We start from the raw sequence: 16,776 nt of genomic DNA, 5'->3' as shown, positions 1-16,776 counted from the left end.
ATCAATGCGGCGCCTGGGGTGGGCGCTTGGCGGTCTTGAGCAGTTCTTCAGGGCTGATGTGGCCAACGATGCCGGCCTTTTTGCTGCCAGGTTGCGGCAGGTCGAGGATGTGGCTCTTCATCTTGCCGATGATGTGCATCTCGCATGGCTTGCAGTCGAATTTCAGGGTCAGCACTTCGTCACCCTGAATCAGTTGCATCGGCGCGACCTTGGTGCGTACGCCAGTGACGCCCTTGGCCTGTTTCGGGCACAGATTGAACGAGAAGCGCAGGCAGTGCTTGGTGATCATCACCGGCACTTCACCGGGTTCTTCGTGAGCCTCGTAGGCGGCGTCGATCAATTTCACGCCGTGGCGGTGATAAAAGTCACGGGCCTTCTGGTTGTAAACGTTGGCCAGAAATGACAGGTGCGATTCGGGGTAGACCGGCGGCGGGCTGGTCTCGGCCTTGCGTGCGCCACGCGGATGGGCGGCCACACGGGCGGCATCCAGCGCTTCGATGGCTTCGCGGCGCAGCGCCTTGAGTTGCGAGTTGGGGATGAAGAACGCCTGCGGCGCGTCGAGCTTCACATCCTGTGCGTGATAGATCGTGGTGCCCAGTTGGGTCAGCAGATCACGCAACTGATCCAGTGCCTGTTCCGGTTTATTGGCTGCACCGAACGGGCCGTCGAGGCTGACCGCGACCTGCACGCCTTCTTCGCTGGTGGCTTCCAGGCTCAGGCGCTGTTCGCGAAGAACGGCATTCCAGCGGATCCCGATGCGCCGCTCGGCCGAGGTCTTGAGCAGTGCTTGCTGCCAGTTATGGTCGAGGTTGCGGCTCAGCGGGTGGTCAGGACGCAAGCGCGACAGGGCGGCCGGCATCTCGTTGGGCTCGACCCGGTAGCGCCAGCGCTTCTCGCCGTCTTCTTCGAACTCGCCCTTGAGCTCGGCAATGTTGGCGCGGAACCCCACCACTTCACGTTTGACCAGCACGTTCAGGCCATCACCGTTGGACAGCGGCTCGTGGGTCACGGCGATCAGGTCGCGCTTGTTGACCTTCTCCACGTTACCCACCAACAGACCGGTAAAGGTCGGTGAGTCAAAGGCGCCGATGTCGATCTTGCGATCGGTGACGAAATAGTCGGTGCTGCCGCGATGGAAGGTCTTGTCCGGGTCCGGTACGAAGAAATGCGCGGTGTGGCCGCTGGAGGCGCGGGCCAGGTCGGGGCGTTCTGTGAGGATCGCGTCGAGCATCTGGCGGTAATGAGCGGTGATGTTCTTCACATAGCTCACGTCCTTGTAACGGCCTTCGATCTTGAACGAGCGCACACCGGCTTCGACCAGCGCGCGCAGGTTGGCGCTCTGGTTATTGTCTTTCATCGACAGCAAGTGTTTGTCGAAGGCCACCACGCGGCCCTGATCGTCTTTGAGGGTGTAGGGCAGGCGGCAGGCCTGCGAGCAATCACCACGGTTGGCGCTGCGGCCGTTCTGCGCCTGGGAAATGTTGCACTGCCCGGAGAACGCCACGCACAGCGCGCCATGGATAAAGAACTCGATGGATGCGTCAGTGTTGTCGGCAATTTCGCGGATCTGGCCCAGATCCAGTTCGCGGGCCAGAACCAGTTGCGAGAACCCGGCCTGATCGAGGAACTTCGCCCGCTCCAGGGTGCGGATGTCGGTCTGGGTGCTGGCGTGCAGCTCGATGGGCGGAATGTCCAGCTCCATCACCCCCAGATCCTGAACGATCAGCGCATCAACACCCGCGTCGTATAACTGGTGGATCAGCTTGCGCGCCGGTTCCAGCTCGTCGTCATGCAGGATGGTGTTGAGGGTGGTGAAAATCCGTGCGTGATAGCGGCGGGCGAACTTCACCAGTTCGGCGATTTCACTGACCTCGTTGCAGGCGTTGTGCCGTGCGCCGAAGCTCGGCCCGCCAATGTAGACGGCATCGGCGCCGTGCAGGATGGCTTCGCGGGCGATGCTCACATCACGGGCGGGGCTGAGCAGTTCCAGGTGGTGCTTGGGTAAAGACATGACGGGTGGAGTCCGGCGCAGGGCAAAACGCGCATTGTAGTGGCACGCAGGCCGGACTGCACCCTTTGCCGGTCGGATAGCTGCCGGATCGCAGCCAATGGCGTCTTTATGCGAGTGGTTATCATTATTGCGGTGTTGTTTGCCGCCTGTAGATAGGCAGCGCCGCATTGCTGCGGCCTGTTGGTTGTTGTTGGGGGTGGGCAGTGGTCAAACGTGGTGCCGATTCGGTGGTGCAGCCGGCGGGTCTGGCGCCGCCGGTCTGGGCTCAGGTCTGGTTCAGGTGTTGCTCTCGGTGAATTTCTCGAAATACAGATGGCCGTTGTCCAGGGCGTTCTCGTCGAGCCAGGTCTTGACTGACTCAACCATCGGCGGTGGGCCGCACAGGTACATGTCGAACGCTGACTCGCGCAGTGCAGCAGCGTCGAAGTGCTCGGCCAGATAACCGCGCCGGCCCGGCCAGGCCTCGCCGGCCTCGCTGAGCACAGGAATGAAACTGAAGCCGGGAATGCGCTCGGCATACGCCTCGATGCGCGCCAGTTCACACAGATCAGCCTGCTGACGCACGCCGTAATACAGCGTTACCGGCTGGCCGCAGCCGCCACGCTCAGCGAGTTGGTCGAGCATGCCGAGAAACGCCGACAGCCCGGTGCCACCGGCCACCATCACCAGCGGGCGTTCGATCTGGCGCAGGTAAAACGTACCCAGCGGCGCTTCAAAGTGAATCTCGTCGCCGACCTGGCAGCGTTCGCGGATGTAATTGCTCATCACCCCGTCAGGCAGCAGACGAATCAGAAATTGCAAGCGGTTGTTCGCGTTGGGCTGGCTGGCGAATGAGTACGAGCGCCAGGCCTGGCTGCCGGGAATCTGCAGACGGGCGTACTGACCGGGCAGGAAGTCCAGGGTTCGGCCGTCCATGTCGGCGTCCAGATGCAGGATCGCGGTGCTGGGTGAGACCTGCTCGACGTGGCTCACCACCGCGCGTTCCTGCACCTGCTTTGCGGCGCTGCACAAACTGGAGTCGAAGTCGAAGTAAAACGACGCATCGGACTGCACCCGGGTCTGGCAGGTCAGTACCTTGCGTTGTTCCAGGTCGCGGGCTGACAGCGCTTCTTCATCGACATAATCAAGGCTGTACTGGCCGGATTCGCAGCGGCCCATGCAGGTCGCGCACACGCCTTCGCGGCAATCGAGCGGGATATTGATACCGTTGCGCAGTGCGGCATCGAGCAGGATTTCATTGCCCTGCACCGGGAAAAACAGGGTTTTGCCATCGGCAAAACTGAACGCGACTTTGTGGCTCATGATTCGGGCATCCGCGTCATCAGAGATGGTAGAAATCGAGCACCGAGTTAATGGTGTCGTTGAGCAGCACCACGTGTTTGCGGGTGATCTGGAAGCTGTCGGCCACAGGTTTCAGGTGATAGGTGGCGTGGCCGAAAAACTGCTCACTCTGGCCCAGGCGGTGGTACAGGGTGTGCCAGTTGAGCCTGACCTGCAGTTGCCCGCCGGGCTGTTCGGCAATCCGGATATTGCTGACGTTATGCAACGTACGTGGCATCGGGATGGTCGAGGCCGCCTTGCCGGTGCGGATACGAAACACCCGGTCTTCCAGGCCTGAGCGGTTGGCGTAGTAGATCAGCGACATGGCTTTTTTCGGGTCGCTGGTATAGCTGTGTTCGGACTCCCACTGCGGCAGGTGGAACTCGCTGTCTTCAGTGAACAGCGCCAGGTATGCGTCCCAGTCCTGGGCGTCGCACAGCTCGGATTTACGGAAGAAAAACTGCTCGATCTGGTAATGCAATTGCGGATTCATGTTCACACCTCGCGCAGTTTCAAAGCGTCTTGTTCGCAGGCTTGCTTGTCCAGACCTTTAAGCAGAAAGCGCTGCCAGTTGTTGTGCTGGTTGACGTACAGGCCCTCGTGGGTGAATTCGGTGCCGGTCAGCACCGGCTGGATGCCGATCGCTTCGCTGTTGGCGGTCGGACCTTCAACCCATTTGCCGTGGCCGCGGGAAATATCGCTCCAGCGTTCCAGGCGCGCCTGGAAGCCGCGCTGGGCTTCACGGAACTCCACCAGGTCATCCGGCGTGCCCATGCCCGATACGTTGAAAAAGTCTTCGAATTGACGAATCCGGCTCTCGCGATCGGCGTCGGATTCGCCTTTCACGCCGATGCACTGGCTGATGATCTCGGTCTTGTTCCAGGCCACTGGACGTACGATGCGCAACTGCGAGCTGATCTGGTCCATGAAGAACAGACTTGGGTAGATGTTCAGATTGCGCAGGCGGTGCATCATCCACTCGGCTTTGGCCTGGCCGTAGGCCTCGACCAGACGTGGCATCACCGTGGCGTAGCCGGGGCGCACTGTGGGGTTGGGCATGTCGCTGAACAGCAGGCTGTGGCCGTTATGAAACGAGAACCAGCCGTCGTCGGTCTGCGCATCGCCGGCGCCGAGCTTGCTGTAGTCCAGGGTGCTGCTGGCGTTGCCTTTTTCAGCATTGACTTGCTGGCGGTGCTGCACGGTGGCCACGTAGTTGTAGTGCACGGTGCTGACGTGATAGCCGTCCAGGCCGTTCTCATTCTGCAGCTTCCAGTTGCCGTCATAGCTGTAGGTCGATTTGCCCGGCAGCACTTCCAGCTCACCGCTTGGCGACTGAGCGACCATCATGTCGAAGAACACCTTCGAATCGCCGAGGAAATCCTCCAGGCTGTCGGTGCCCTGAGCGTCTAGGCTGATGAACATAAAGCCCTTGTAGCTTTCGATGCGCGCCTTTTTCAGGCCGCGGGTGGCCTTGTCGAAGCCTTCCGGGTATTCGCCGGGCGCCTTGACCTTAACCAGCCGGCCGTCGCTCTTGTAGCACCACGCGTGGAACGGGCAGGTGAAGGTGCTCTGGTTGCCCTTCATCACCCGGGTCAGGGTGGTGCCGCGGTGCTGGCAGGCGTTGATCAGCGCGTGCAACTGACCTTCACCGTCACGGGTGATGATCATCGGCTGGCGGCCGGCACGCATGGTCATGAAGTCGTGCTTGTTGGCGATCTCGCTCTCGTGGCAGGCGTAGATCCAGTTCTTCTCGAAGATCAGTTCCATCTCCAGGTCGAACAACTCCGGTTCCGTGAACATGTCACGGGCGATGCGGAACACGCCCTCTACGGGGCGAAAATCCAGGCAGCCATTGATGAAGGCTTTCCACTGGTCGACGCTTCTTGTCTGGTTCATTGCGGTGTACCTGTCACATCGGGCGATTCGGCAGGGGCGGTTCAGGCCCCTCGGTTGGGGCCATTTAACGAATCAGCGCGCTACAGGGTCTATCCGCTTTGTGCACGAACGCAGGCCATAAAATTTGTGCGGCAAATGGATATCGGGCGGGTGCGAATAGCACCGAATCTACGGGTTGTTCAGGCCGGTTTGTCGGCGATTGCTATCCGTAAAATCAGCACCTGCCACTCGGCAGCAGGGCGGCGGTAACAGTGCTGTGTCGGTCTTACCCATTTGCCAGTGAGCGGGCGTCTCTGGTTGGCACTGCACGCTGTTGCAGCGCGAAGGCCCTGGCGTGCTGCTCTATGGCGCAGCAACGGCTCTAACGCGGGGGCCTGGAAAAGCCCTGAAGGTTTTGCGATCAGGCGGGCCTATCCGCAATGTTGGCGAACATTATCCGGATAGTCAGTTATGGTTAGATCAGCATTGCCCGTGGCCTGGGCCTTGCATTGCTTGCATTAAAGAAACGCCAGACGTGCCGCAGAGCGCGCATCAGAAAAACAAGCCTGAGAGTGCCGTGATGAATCCGAAGCCTGAATCACAGTTACGTGGTATCCATGCCGATCATTTCGATCTTGCCGGGGCCCGTTCGTGGATGTCGAACATCTGCGGGCCGCATCAACTGGTCGCCAGCCGGCCAGGGCGCATCCAGTTCCGCCACAGCGCCAGCGTACTGCGTTCGATGTCCACCACCCTGGGGATCATCGAGTACGGCACCGATGTCACCGTCGGCATCGCCGACCCGGACAGCTTTAACAGCTTCAGCATCAGCCTGCCGCTCAGTGGTGAGCAGGAGCTGCTCAAGGCCGGTGAACGGCTGCATTCGGACCGTGAGTACGGCCTGATCGTCGCCCCCAACGAGAGCCAGGAGCTGAACATCACGGGTGACTGTCGCAAGTTGCAGGTGGTGATCAGTCGCGCAGCGATGCACAAGACGCTGGAAGACATGCTGCAGCGGCCGCTTCATGAAGCGCTGCGCTTCAGCGCCCGGATGGACGCGGTCAACGGCGCGACCGCCTCCTGGTGGCGAATGGCCCGGCACTTCATCGATGAAATGGAGCTCGGTGATCTGTATAGCCAGCCGCTGTTCAGCCGCGACCTGGAAAGCGCGCTGGTCAAAGGCCTGATCCTCTCGCAGCCGAACAACTATTCAGCGCAACTGCGTGAAAACCTGGAAGTGCGCCTGCCGCACTACCTGATCCGCGCCCGCGACTACATCCACGCCCATGCCCGCGACGAACTGCATCTGGAGCACATCGAGGCGGCATCCGGGGTGTCACGCTTCAAACTGTTCGAGGCCTTCCGCCGACACTTCGAACTCTCGCCCATGGCCTACCTGAAAAAATACCGCCTCAGCGCCGTACGCCAGGAATTGCTGGAAAGCCGCGCCTCACGCAACATCTCGGTCATCGCCATGGAATGGGGCTTCAGCCACCTGGGCCGGTTCTCTAGCGAATACCGCAAACTGTTCAACGAAACCCCAACCATGACCCGGCAGCGGGTTGAACAACAGAGGTTTGGGGCGCATTGAGCTGACGCTGGGCCACAAAGCGCAGTAGCCGTTGATCGCAGCCCAGCCAATACTGTTCAGTTAGGCGCTGCATACCTTTGTGGGAGCAGCCGGCCGGCGCTCCGGTTGCTAGCGAAGACGGCGGCGCGTTCGCAGTAATAGCCAAAGCCACACCGACGATGGCGGTGATACGCCGCATGACGGATAATCCCCGCCAAAATTGCCCCGTGCTGGACTGCCGGGTCACAAGAATCGAGGTGTGCAAGATGGTAAAAGTCAAACCGCGTCCGGCGGTCAGCGGGGTCGCATCGGCCGACCGGGTATTGACCGTGCTGACGGCCTTTCGCATCGGGGATGGCGCATTGAGCCTGGTCGAGCTCGCCGACCGCACCGCACTGAACAAAAGCACCATCATGCGCCTGATGGTCTCACTGGAAACCCACGGTCTGATCAACCGCATGGCCGACGGCCGCTATCAACTGGCCAGTGAAGTCATGCGCCTGAATGCGGTGTATCAGGACGCCCTGGACCTGGAGCGGCACATCATGCCGCTGCTGCACCAGTTGACCGACGCCATCGGCGAAACCACATCCTTCTACGTACGCCACGGCGCATATCGCTTGTGCCAGTACCGGGTCAACTCACCGCATCGCCTGCGCATGCAACTGCAACCGGGCGACATGCGGCCGATGGACAACGCGGCCGGGGCCCAGGCGCTGCGCACGCCGTTCGAGAAAGGCGCTGCGCTGGAGGTGGCATTCTACTCCTGTGGCATGACCGACCCGCATGCAGCCTCCATGGCCTTGCCGATCTACGACGCTCAACATGAAATCGTCGGCGCCCTGGTGGTCTCCGGCCCGGCCAGCCGGCTGACCGAAGACTATGCACGCACGGTGCAGGGGCAGTTGCATGAAGCGGCTCAGACCCTGATGCGCAGTCTGGGCTGCAAGGGCTGATCGCGAGCAGCGCCGATAGCGGCTGCTCGCTGTTGCACTTGGCTAGTGGCTGGTGGCTGCCTTGTCCTGGGCAGCCGCTTCGGCCTGACGCTTGCGGCCCATGACCACCACCAGGAATGCACCCACCGCGCACAGCGCCGCCAGTGGCATCAGTGCCAGCGAGTGGCTGCCGCTCGCGTCATGGATCGCGCCATAGACGTTGACCATGATGCCGCCACCGATCAGATTGGCCATTGCGCCGATGGCCGCCAGGCCCGCTGCCGCTGTCGATGACGACAACCAGCCCGACGCCAACGCCCAGAACGGGCCTTTCATCGAGTAGGCACCGATCAGTACCAGGCTCAGCATCAACACAGTCAAGGCCAGGTTGGTGGTGAACAGGGTCATCAACAAGCCGACCGAGATCAGCAGCAGGGTACACGCGGTGTGCCAGCGACGCTCGCCGGAGCGGTCCGAACTGCGGCCCCAGACGATCATCAGAACCGACGCCAGGCCATAAGGAATGGCGTTGACCAGGCCGACTTCCATGGATGTCAGCCCGAACGACTTGAGCAGTTGCGGACCCCATACGCTAAGGGTGCTGCCGGCTGCCGACGCACCGGAATAGATCAGCGCCATGACCCAGATGTCCTTGTGGCGCAGCAGTTTCCACAGCGACATGTGGCCGATGGCTTTTTTTCCGGCGTTCTCTTGCGCGATCCGCTGGACCAGCCAGTTGCGCTGCTCGTCAGTCAGCCATTTGGCCTGCTCGGGTTTATCGGTCAGCACGAACAGGCAGGCGATGCCCAGCAGCACGGCCGGAATACCTTCGAGGATGAACAGCCAATGCCAGCCGCGCATGCCCAGCCAGCCATCGAGGCTCAGCAACAGGCCTGACAGCGGTGAGCCGATGAAGTTGGCGGCCGGAATCGCCACCATGAACAGCGCAACCATGCGCCCGCGATACGCCGATGGCAGCCAGTAGGTGAGGTACAGCAACACGCCGGGAAAGAAGCCCGCTTCGGCGGCGCCGAGCAGAAAACGCATCACGTACAGTGAGTTGGCGCCCTGGACGAAGGCGGTACCGGCCGAGATCAGGCCCCAGGTGATCATGATCCGGGCGATCCAGATCCTGGCGCCGAACTTTTGCATGGCCAGGTTGCTGGGCACTTCAACCAGGAAGTAGGCGAAGAAGAACAGGCTGCTGGCGAAACCGAACACCTTGGCGGACAGCGCCAGGTCTTCGTTCATCTGCAGCGCGGCCATGCCGATGTTGCCGCGGTCGATGATCGCGATCAGGTAGCAAACGATCAGGAAGGGCAGGATGCGCCAGGCAACCCGGCGCATGGTTGAGCGTTCAAGCTCGCTTGGCGAATCAGTGGCTGAGGTCATGGGACTCTCCGCTGTTGTTTTTATGGAGTATCACGGGCGCTCCCTGGCATCGGCCGTCAGGAGCGCATTAACGCTGCGGGTAATCAGTTGTCAAGCAGGTGACGGTTGACCACCGCACGTGGCTCGGGCGCGCTGCCGTTCCACAGGCCGATAATCTGTTGCAGGGCCAGCAGGCCGACCCGGTCACGTGCCTCGGTGGTATTGGCACCGACGTGCGGGGTGACCACGACATTCGGCAGGCCGAACAGCGCGCTGTCGGCCGGTAATGGCTCGGGGTGGAAGGTGTCCAGGCCGGCGCCGCCAATCTGCCGCTCGCTGAGGGCGTGGATCAGTGCCTCGGTATCGATCAGCTCACCACGGGCGGTGTTGATCAACAGGCTCGCGGGGCGCATGCGCTGGAACTGCTCGGCACCGAACAACTTGCGATTGTGGTCAGTCAGCGGGCAGTGCAGGCTGATGATGTCGCAATCTTGCAGCAGGCGATCGAAGTCTTCCTCGCGTTCGACATGTTCGCGCTCGGGCAACTGTTTGAGGAAGGGGTCATAGACCTTGACCTTGATGCGCAGCGGTGCAACCAGATCCATCAGGATCCCGCCGATCGAACCCAGGCCCACCAGGCCGAGGGTCTTGCCGAACAGCTCCACGCCGTTGGCTGTGGTTTTGTCCCAATGACCGTCGCGCATCCGCGCATCGAGCAGCGCGGTCTGGCGCGCCGCGCTGAACATCAGGGCAAAGGCATGCTCGGCCACCGATTGCGCATTGGCGCCCAGCGCGATGGTGACCGGCACCTTGTTGTCGGCCGCTGCCTGGATATCGATGGTGTCGTAGCCCACGCCGTGCTTGGCAATGATCGACAGCTTGCTCGACGCTTCGATCATTTCGCGGGTCAGTTTGCCCTGGCGAACAATGATTGCATCCGGCTGTTCGGCGCGGATCACCGCGAGCAGTTCGTCGGCGGCATACGGCGTGGTCGGGATCACTCTGACGCCATGGGCGGCAGCGTGGTTCATGGCTTCGGCAGTGAGTGCCGGGCCGGTCAGCACAATGGTACGGGTCATGGTTACACCTTGTTGTTGTCGGTGTCTTCAGACGCTGCCGGTGGGCAACGGTCGGACGATGAATACCCTAACACAATAGAATGACGTTTCAATATAACCTGTTTTGTTATTTTTAAAGCTCGATATTCTGCTTTTATCGCTATTGAAATATAAAAAATGAAATGACATTCTGAAAATAGCTTCGCTTGCCCGCGAAGATTCCCTTACAAGACCAACAGAGGAACATCAGAATGAGCATTGGATTCAGAGTGCTGGAGCAGGCCCGCAAAGTCAGTGCCGAATGGGTTGAGCGCTATCGCGAGGTGCCGGTTGCCAATGTCAGCGATTCGATGAACCGCATGACAGCCGGTGGCGCCAGACTGCGCCCCATGCACCGCGAAGGCGTGCTGGCCGGTCCTGCGCTGACCGTCAAGGCGCGGCCGGGCGATAACCTGATGCTGCATTACGCAATCGACATCGCCCAGCCAGGCGACGTGATCGTTGTCGATGCCGGCGGCGATCTGAGCAACGCATTGATCGGTGAAATGATGGTGGCCTACGCGGTCAAGCGCGGTGTGGCGGGTATCGTGATCAACGGTGCGATTCGTGACGCAGGCGCCATCGGTGCCGGTGATTTCCCGATGTTCGCTGCCGGTATCTCGCACCGCGGTCCTTACAAGGATGGGCCGGGCGAAATCAACGTGCCGATTGCCATCGACGGCATGGTGATCGAGGCCGGTGACCTGGTGATCGGTGATGAAGACGGCCTGCTGTGTGTACCTTACGACCAGGTCGCTGAGGTCTACGAGCGTGCGGCGGCCAAACACGGTGCCGAGCAAAAACAGCTGGAGCAGATTGCCGAGGGCACCAATGACCGTTCCTGGGTGATCGAAAGCCTGAAGAAGAAGGGCTGCCAACTGCCTTAAAGCGGGCGCAAACGCAGGATCTGGCTGCCGTCCAGCGGGTCGGTCAGCCAGTGGCCCTGCACGCCAAAGGCGCTGCGCAGGCGTTCCGGGGTCAACACGTCAAGTGGTTTGCCCAGCGCCACCAGCCGTCCGTTGTGGAGCAGGGCCAGGCGGTCGCATTCCAGGGCCTGATTCAGGTCGTGCAGGGCGATCACGGTGGTCAGCGACAAGCGCTTGACCCGCCCGAGAATATTGAGCTGATGCTGGATGTCCAGATGATTGGTCGGCTCATCCAGTAGCAGCACTTGCGGTTGCTGGGCCAGGGCACGGGCGATATGCGTGCGCTGGCGTTCACCGCCGGACAGCGTCTGCCACTGGCGGCCGGCCAGATGCAGCAGATCTACATCGGTCATCGCTTGCTGGACGATTCGTTGGTCATCAGCCCCCCAGGGTTGCAGTGCCGACAGCCAGGGCGTTCGTCCCAGTTCCACGACATCGCGCACCGTAATGTGGTCGGCGGTTTGCGCCTGTTGCTCGACCACCGCCAAGCGCTGGGCAACGTTGCGTCGTCCCAGCTTCTGCAGCGGCTCGCCGCCCAACTGCACGTCGCCAGCTGACGCCGCCTGGATGCCGGACAACAGCTTGAGCAGAGTCGATTTTCCCGAGCCGTTGGGGCCGACCAGGCCCAGGGTCTCTCCCGGTATCACACTGAGGCTGACCTCCTGCAACAGCAGCTGGCCCTTGATGCCATAGCTCAGCGCCGTGCAGCTCAGCGCCGGGGTGTCCAGTGGTGTGGAAAAGGCGTTCATCGTGAGCGGTTGCCGCGAATCAGAATCAGCGCAAAAACCGGTGCGCCGATCAGTGCGGTAATGACCCCGATGGGCAGGGTCTGGCCCTTGATCAGGGTACGCGACAGGACATCGGCGGCAATCAGAAACAACGCCCCGCACAAGGCGCTGAGCGGTATCAGCCGGGCGTGGCGCACGCCAACCAGCATGCGTATGGCGTGGGGAATCACCAGGCCGACGAAGCCAATCGAGCCGACGATCGAGACCATCACCGCGGTCACCAGCGCCGCGCAGCCAATCAGCATGATCTGTACCCGCCGTACCGCAATGCCCAGCGAGGCCGCCGAGTCGCTGCCGAACATGAACGCATCCAGCGCCCGCCGATGCCAGACGCAGACCAGCAACCCGACCAGCACCACCGGCACCGCCAGGGCCACCGAGTGCCAGCGTACGCCGCTGAGATTGCCCAGCAGCCAGAACATGATGCCGCGGGCCTGCTCGGAACTGGCCGACTTGGTGATCATGAACGAGGTCAGCGCATTGAAAAGCTGAGAGCCGGCGATCCCGGCAAGAATGATATGACTGGCAGCCGCAGCGCCTTGTGAGGCGCGAGCCAGCAACGCGACCATGGCGAAGGCGGCCATGGCGCCGACAAATGCGCCGGCCGACAGTGAAATGGCCCCGGCACCGATACCGAGCAGGGCAACCAGCACTGCGCCGGTCGAGGCGCCAGCGGAAATACCCAGCAAGTAGGGCTCGGCCAGCGGGTTGCGCAGCAGCGACTGCAATACCACCCCGGAGATAGCCAGCCCGGCACCGCAGGCCGCGGCGACAATCGCACGGGTCAGGCGGTAGTTCCAGATGATCCCTTCATCGATGGGGTCCACCGGGTAACCGGCATTCCACAGCTTGTTGGCCAGAATCTGACTGACCGCCTCGGGGCTGATGCGGGTTTCGCCAATCGCGGCACCGGCAATCACGGCTGCCAGCAACAACGCGCTGACCCAGAGGACATGCAGCGCCAGAATCGACAGCCTCATTGGCACGAATCAGCGCAGCTGGCGACAGGGTGTGGGTAGCTCATACGTACAGACACACAGAGGGGGAGGGCAGGGACATGGCCTTTGCGCAGGCAGCCAGACGACTGCCGGTCAGCCTTGGCTGAACCGGCGGGCTGGCATGGTAAACGATCTGCCAGTGAGTGGCTAATGGGCAGCCTAATGTTTGCCCGACACCCGCAGCAGGCCGTTGCGCAAATGCAGGCGCATGGCGGCCCTGGCGGCCTCCGGGTCTTGCAGGGCAATGGCGCTGTAGATCTGCTCTTGCTCGCGGGTCTGGGCGCCGGGGTCGCCGCTGTCAGCCGCGACCGGCAGATTGCCGAAACCGACGCCGACACGTGGCAGGATACTGCTGCCCAGCTGGTTCATCACATCAATGAAAAAGCTGTTGTCGGTGCACAGCGCGATGCTGCGATGAAACTCATGGTCGGCCTTTACCGTGTCTGCGCCACGCGCGGCGCAGTTCTGCAGGTCGCTGAGCGCCTGTTCGATGTTCGCCAGCTGTTCGGTGCTGCGCCGCCGGGCAGCGAGCGCGGCGGCTTCAGGCTCCAGGCTCAGGCGCAGTTCAAGAATGGCGGTCGCATCCAGAGGGCTGCCGGCGGCCTGTGGTGGCGCGTCGGCCAGCGCGCTGCGCGGGGCCGTGGCATCGACCACGAACGTGCCAATACCGTGGCGGGTTTCTACCAGCCCTTCGGCCTGCAAGCGTGCCATGGCTTCGCGCACTACCGTGCGGCTGACCCCGTTTTCGCGGGTGAGGACTTGCTCGGTAGGCAGCTTTTCGCCGCTCTGGATCTCGCCTTCGCGGATTTTGCGGGAAAACTCGGCAACCAGTTGCTGGGTCAGGTTTTTCTTGCGCTGCCCTGGAGGCGAAGAAGAGTGGTCCATGTCTATGGGTCGGATCCTGTAGGGGAGCGGATTATAACCGCACTGATGAGGTATTTTAGCTAAATGAAGGACCGGTGGTCTGACGACCTTTTCACATGTTTGCCAGCATGCCGGCCTATACTCGCGCATTCGACAAAAACGAGGCTGCAATGTCCGACAACCTCCTGATCTCGCAAAAGAACCATCGCCGCCTGGCCGAAAGCCTGGTAGACCGCTTCGCCCAGCGGATGCGCAGCGGCGAACTGCAGCGTGGGGAAAAACTGCCCGCCGAAGTCCATATCATGCAGGCCGAAGGTGTCAGTCGCACGGTGGTGCGTGATGCCCTGTCGCGCCTGCAGGCCGCCGGGCTGGTCGAAACCCGTCACGGGGTCGGGACCTTTGTCCTGGACATGCCGGCCCCGGAAGGCTTCAGCGTGGGGCCGGCGACCATCGCCACCCTGGCTGACGTACTCAACCTTCTGGAGTTTCGCCTCAGCCTTGAAGTCGAAGCCGCCGGCATGGCTGCCGAGCGGCGCAGCCCCGAGGACCTGCAGGAGCTCAAACGCGCCTTCGACGCCTTGCTCGAAGGTCCGGAGAAATCCGGCAGCACCATCAATGCCGACTTCCAGTTCCATCTGAAAATCGCCAAGGCCAGCGGCAATGTTTACCTGATCGACATCATGAAGCACCTGGGCACCAAGCTGATTCCGCGAACCCGGATGAACTCCGCCTACACCGGGCAAAGCGACCGGCGTGCGTACCTGCAGGGGATCAACGATGAGCATCGGCAAATCTTTGATGCCATCGCCAACAGCGATGCCGATGCCGCCCGTGCGGCGATGTACCTGCATTTGAACAACAGCCGCATGAGGCTGCGCAGGACTCAGGCGCAGTACGCGCCTTAAGCGGCTGCACACCACGCCTGACAGGGCAGGCTGCTGCTGGTGGTGCTGGAGGGTGCCTCTAAAAACGAGGGTGCCTCTAAAAACCTGGGCGAGGCAGCCAGCGCAGCGATGGCGCGCGTAGCGCCGCAGGCGTCCAGCCAGCAGGTAGTTTTTAGAGGTGCCGTGGGTAAAGCGAGCAAAAACAGCCTGGATAGCGTCGCCACTACTGATCCGCTGTGACGGGTGCGAGGAGGCACCCGACTGCTCGAAAAGGAAACAGGTCCACGTGAGACGAGCCGGGGCCGCGCAGGAGCGATCGCGAGTACAGGCATGACGCTGCGAAAAATGCATTGCTCGATGTAGATGCGGGTAAGGGGCATGGTGGCCTGCTTGTAATTATTGGGGGCCTTGCAACGTAAGTTGTCATACAACGTGGGCCGATTATTCGGGTCTTAAAGGGGATATGTCAACCCGTGTTGTGTGATGACATTTGTAATAATCTATTTTTTCTCGCTGTGAATATGCTTTTTTCGTCGCTTGGGCGGAGAAAAAGGGATAAAGATCTCGTGATTGTATGATGACTTTTAAAGGTGAAAGGCTCTGGCGCGGCCTGCGAGGCTGTCGGGCGGTGTCTTGGCTCATCAGAGCCAGCGCGCCACACAAGGTTTTGCGGTGGCGATTACAAATCGCTACTAAAGCTTCAATTGAAAAGAGTTCTCACTTATATTTGCGAGCCGTTCACTGCGTGGCTTGCGATTGTGTCCCGTACACCGACCCCATCGACTCTGGTTGCCTGGCTGGTTCATCACTATGACGATCTGGTGGATTCGCTGCGCCGCCGTTTCGGTGACCGGCATGCGGCGCGTGAAGTGGTCCACGATGTGTGCCTGCAACTGCTCGAAGCGCCAGAAAAGGACGGCGTCAAAGTACCCTTGGCGTTGTTGCGCAAGATCACCCATGACCGCGCTGTCAGCCACTATCGCAGCGAGCGCCGGCGCCAGGCGTGGGTCGACGACCAGGCGCAGTTGCCCGACATTCACAGCCAGGCGCCAGGGCCGGAGCGTCACCATGCGGCAGGTGTCGAACTGGAACAGTTATGCGCGGCCATCGAACGCTTGCCGCTGCGTTGCCAGCAGGTGTTCGTGATGCACAAACTCCATGAGCTGTCGCAGCAGGAAGTGGCCGAGCGGATGGGGATCTCCGTCAAGGCGGTGGAAAAGCATCTCAAGGTGGGCATGCGCAAGTGCCTGCAATGGCTGGACCAGACGAGCGTCTCTTCATGACCCGACCCGTTTCGCAACCCGCTGAACCGACGGCTGCCGAGCACGCCATCGCCCGCCACCGCGAGCAACTCAAGCAGCGTTTCCCGCTGCCTTCACCGGTGAAGAAAAACCGCCGGCCGGCGCCCGCCACCCTTGGCATCGGCTTGATGATCCTCGGTCTGGCCGCCGGTCTGTGGTGGCTGGACCCGGCCTATCGCACCGAGCAGTACGCCACTGCCCGTGGCCAGGTGCAGCGCCTGGCACTGGCCGATGGTAGCGTCGTGACCCTTGATGGCGCCAGCCAGGTCACGGTGGGCTGGCATCTGCGCAGCCGCCGTGTGCAGCTGCTGGCCGGTCAGGCGCTGTTCGAGGTCGCGCCGGCCACTTACCGGCCATTCCAGACACAGGCCGGTGCCGCGCAGATCAGCGTGCTGGGCACCCGTTACAACGTCAGCCGGCATGGCGATGATGCGCGTGTCAGCGTTGAGCAGGGCAAGGTCAGGGTGGCAGGCGCAGACAGCGCCGTGGCACTGGTGGCGGGCCAGCAGGTGCTGGTCAGCCATGGCCGGGTCACTGCACCCGGCGCAGTCGATGTCCAGGGAGTCGGCGCCTGGACTGAAGGCCGATTGGTGTTTGATCGCACGCCGCTGGGCGAAGTGCTCGATGCCATTGAACGCCACACTGGCTTGCCAATTGCGCTTGGCGACCCGGGCCTGGCGCAACTGCCGGTCACCGGCAGCTTCGACAGCCAACGGCTGGACTCTCTGCTGAGCCTGCTGCCCAAGGTTCTGCCGGTCGAGCTGAGCCGCGCCGCCGATGGCTCGCCAGTGCTGAACCGCCGCGCTGTGAAAAAATAAATCCGTTGCAGGTAGGGT

At 61.7% G+C, this 16,776-nt stretch carries 15 protein-coding genes; 6 read left to right on the top strand and 9 right to left on the bottom strand.

Annotation, left to right across the window (positions count from 1 at the left end; all coding sequences use genetic code 11):
• Position 1: 1 nt before the first annotated feature.
• From NJC40_RS23630 to antA, 4 genes are all read right to left on the bottom strand, one after another.
• On the bottom strand, positions 2-2,011 hold the full coding sequence (locus tag NJC40_RS23630; RefSeq protein WP_253141771.1) for a peptidase U32 family protein: 2,010 nt from the start codon (positions 2,009-2,011) through the stop codon (positions 2-4).
• Positions 2,012-2,287: 276 nt separating this feature from the next.
• Positions 2,288-3,313 carry an anthranilate 1,2-dioxygenase electron transfer component AntC gene (antC, locus tag NJC40_RS23625; RefSeq protein WP_253141772.1) on the bottom strand — a complete coding sequence of 342 codons (1,026 nt, stop codon included), beginning with the start codon at positions 3,311-3,313 and terminating at the stop codon, positions 2,288-2,290.
• 19 nt (positions 3,314-3,332) lie between these two features.
• On the bottom strand, positions 3,333-3,824 hold the full coding sequence (antB, locus tag NJC40_RS23620) for an anthranilate 1,2-dioxygenase small subunit (RefSeq protein WP_253141774.1): 492 nt from the start codon (positions 3,822-3,824) through the stop codon (positions 3,333-3,335).
• A 2-nt stretch (positions 3,825-3,826) separates the two neighbouring features.
• Positions 3,827-5,227: an anthranilate 1,2-dioxygenase large subunit gene (antA, locus tag NJC40_RS23615; RefSeq protein WP_253141775.1), complete on the bottom strand. Its 1,401-nt coding sequence runs from the start codon at positions 5,225-5,227 to the stop codon at positions 3,827-3,829.
• 559 nt (positions 5,228-5,786) lie between these two features.
• On the opposite strand from antA, the gene NJC40_RS23610 reads away from it, so the two are divergent.
• Positions 5,787-6,797 carry an AraC family transcriptional regulator gene (locus NJC40_RS23610; protein ID WP_253141777.1) on the top strand — a complete coding sequence of 337 codons (1,011 nt, stop codon included), beginning with the start codon at positions 5,787-5,789 and terminating at the stop codon, positions 6,795-6,797.
• 245 nt (positions 6,798-7,042) lie between these two features.
• Complete coding sequence (locus tag NJC40_RS23605; RefSeq protein WP_045494983.1) at positions 7,043-7,732, top strand: IclR family transcriptional regulator; 690 nt, start codon at positions 7,043-7,045, stop codon at positions 7,730-7,732.
• Between the two features lie 42 nt (positions 7,733-7,774).
• Here NJC40_RS23605 and NJC40_RS23600 read toward each other — a convergent pair whose 3' ends face one another.
• On the bottom strand, positions 7,775-9,103 hold the full coding sequence (locus NJC40_RS23600; protein ID WP_045492433.1) for an MFS transporter: 1,329 nt from the start codon (positions 9,101-9,103) through the stop codon (positions 7,775-7,777).
• An 83-nt stretch (positions 9,104-9,186) separates the two neighbouring features.
• A complete protein-coding gene (locus NJC40_RS23595) occupies positions 9,187-10,161 on the bottom strand; it encodes a hydroxyacid dehydrogenase (RefSeq protein ID WP_253141778.1) in 975 nt (324 codons plus the stop codon).
• A gap of 230 nt (positions 10,162-10,391) precedes the next feature.
• Here NJC40_RS23595 and NJC40_RS23590 point away from each other — a divergent pair, with 230 nt between their 5' ends.
• Positions 10,392-11,066 carry an RraA family protein gene (locus tag NJC40_RS23590; protein WP_045492429.1) on the top strand — a complete coding sequence of 225 codons (675 nt, stop codon included), beginning with the start codon at positions 10,392-10,394 and terminating at the stop codon, positions 11,064-11,066.
• On the opposite strand, the gene NJC40_RS23585 is transcribed toward NJC40_RS23590, so the two are convergent.
• From NJC40_RS23585 to NJC40_RS23575, 3 genes are all read right to left on the bottom strand, one after another.
• On the bottom strand, positions 11,063-11,854 hold the full coding sequence (locus NJC40_RS23585; RefSeq protein ID WP_253111695.1) for an ABC transporter ATP-binding protein: 792 nt from the start codon (positions 11,852-11,854) through the stop codon (positions 11,063-11,065). The genes NJC40_RS23590 and NJC40_RS23585 overlap by 4 nt on opposite strands.
• Positions 11,851-12,873, bottom strand: coding sequence for a FecCD family ABC transporter permease (locus tag NJC40_RS23580; protein WP_253141779.1), 1,023 nt, complete (start codon positions 12,871-12,873; stop codon positions 11,851-11,853). The genes NJC40_RS23585 and NJC40_RS23580 overlap by 4 nt, the downstream gene beginning before the upstream one ends.
• Before the next feature lie 177 nt (positions 12,874-13,050).
• Positions 13,051-13,776 (bottom strand): FadR/GntR family transcriptional regulator, encoded by a 726-nt coding sequence (locus NJC40_RS23575; protein ID WP_253141781.1) that lies wholly within the window; start codon positions 13,774-13,776, stop codon positions 13,051-13,053.
• A gap of 149 nt (positions 13,777-13,925) precedes the next feature.
• Here NJC40_RS23575 and NJC40_RS23570 point away from each other — a divergent pair, with 149 nt between their 5' ends.
• The 3 genes from NJC40_RS23570 to NJC40_RS23560 all read left to right on the top strand — a co-directional run bounded on the left by NJC40_RS23570 (position 13,926) and on the right by NJC40_RS23560 (position 16,758).
• Entirely contained in the window at positions 13,926-14,660 is a 735-nt protein-coding gene (locus tag NJC40_RS23570; protein WP_045494978.1) for a FadR/GntR family transcriptional regulator, read from the top strand.
• A 737-nt stretch (positions 14,661-15,397) separates the two neighbouring features.
• Positions 15,398-15,922 (top strand): RNA polymerase sigma factor, encoded by a 525-nt coding sequence (locus NJC40_RS23565; protein WP_045492420.1) that lies wholly within the window; start codon positions 15,398-15,400, stop codon positions 15,920-15,922.
• Positions 15,919-16,758, top strand: a complete 840-nt coding sequence (locus NJC40_RS23560) for a FecR family protein (RefSeq protein ID WP_253141784.1) — start codon at positions 15,919-15,921, stop codon at positions 16,756-16,758. Before NJC40_RS23565 ends, NJC40_RS23560 begins: the two co-directional genes overlap by 4 nt.
• Positions 16,759-16,776 lie beyond the last annotated feature (18 nt).

Source organism: Pseudomonas sp. 21LCFQ02 (genome assembly GCF_024129895.2).
In the GTDB taxonomy this organism is placed as follows: Bacteria; Pseudomonadota; Gammaproteobacteria; order Pseudomonadales; family Pseudomonadaceae; genus Aquipseudomonas.
Note: the sequence above shows the minus strand (reverse complement) of the source record. Positions and strands in the feature narration are given on the sequence as shown.

Coding starts and splice junctions, on each gene's coding strand:
- antB (WP_253141774.1), bottom strand. CDS start 3,824: ATGAATCCGCAATTGCATTACCAGATCGAGCAGTTTTTCTTCCGTAAA.
- NJC40_RS23610 (WP_253141777.1), top strand. CDS start 5,787: ATGAATCCGAAGCCTGAATCACAGTTACGTGGTATCCATGCCGATCAT.
- NJC40_RS23585 (WP_253111695.1), bottom strand. CDS start 11,854: ATGAACGCCTTTTCCACACCACTGGACACCCCGGCGCTGAGCTGCACG.
- NJC40_RS23580 (WP_253141779.1), bottom strand. CDS start 12,873: ATGAGGCTGTCGATTCTGGCGCTGCATGTCCTCTGGGTCAGCGCGTTG.
- antC (WP_253141772.1), bottom strand. CDS start 3,313: ATGAGCCACAAAGTCGCGTTCAGTTTTGCCGATGGCAAAACCCTGTTT.
- NJC40_RS23590 (WP_045492429.1), top strand. CDS start 10,392: ATGAGCATTGGATTCAGAGTGCTGGAGCAGGCCCGCAAAGTCAGTGCC.
- NJC40_RS23560 (WP_253141784.1), top strand. CDS start 15,919: ATGACCCGACCCGTTTCGCAACCCGCTGAACCGACGGCTGCCGAGCAC.
- NJC40_RS23575 (WP_253141781.1), bottom strand. CDS start 13,776: ATGGACCACTCTTCTTCGCCTCCAGGGCAGCGCAAGAAAAACCTGACC.
- NJC40_RS23605 (WP_045494983.1), top strand. CDS start 7,043: ATGGTAAAAGTCAAACCGCGTCCGGCGGTCAGCGGGGTCGCATCGGCC.
- NJC40_RS23595 (WP_253141778.1), bottom strand. CDS start 10,161: ATGACCCGTACCATTGTGCTGACCGGCCCGGCACTCACTGCCGAAGCC.
- NJC40_RS23570 (WP_045494978.1), top strand. CDS start 13,926: ATGTCCGACAACCTCCTGATCTCGCAAAAGAACCATCGCCGCCTGGCC.
- NJC40_RS23630 (WP_253141771.1), bottom strand. CDS start 2,011: ATGTCTTTACCCAAGCACCACCTGGAACTGCTCAGCCCCGCCCGTGAT.
- NJC40_RS23600 (WP_045492433.1), bottom strand. CDS start 9,103: ATGACCTCAGCCACTGATTCGCCAAGCGAGCTTGAACGCTCAACCATG.
- antA (WP_253141775.1), bottom strand. CDS start 5,227: ATGAACCAGACAAGAAGCGTCGACCAGTGGAAAGCCTTCATCAATGGC.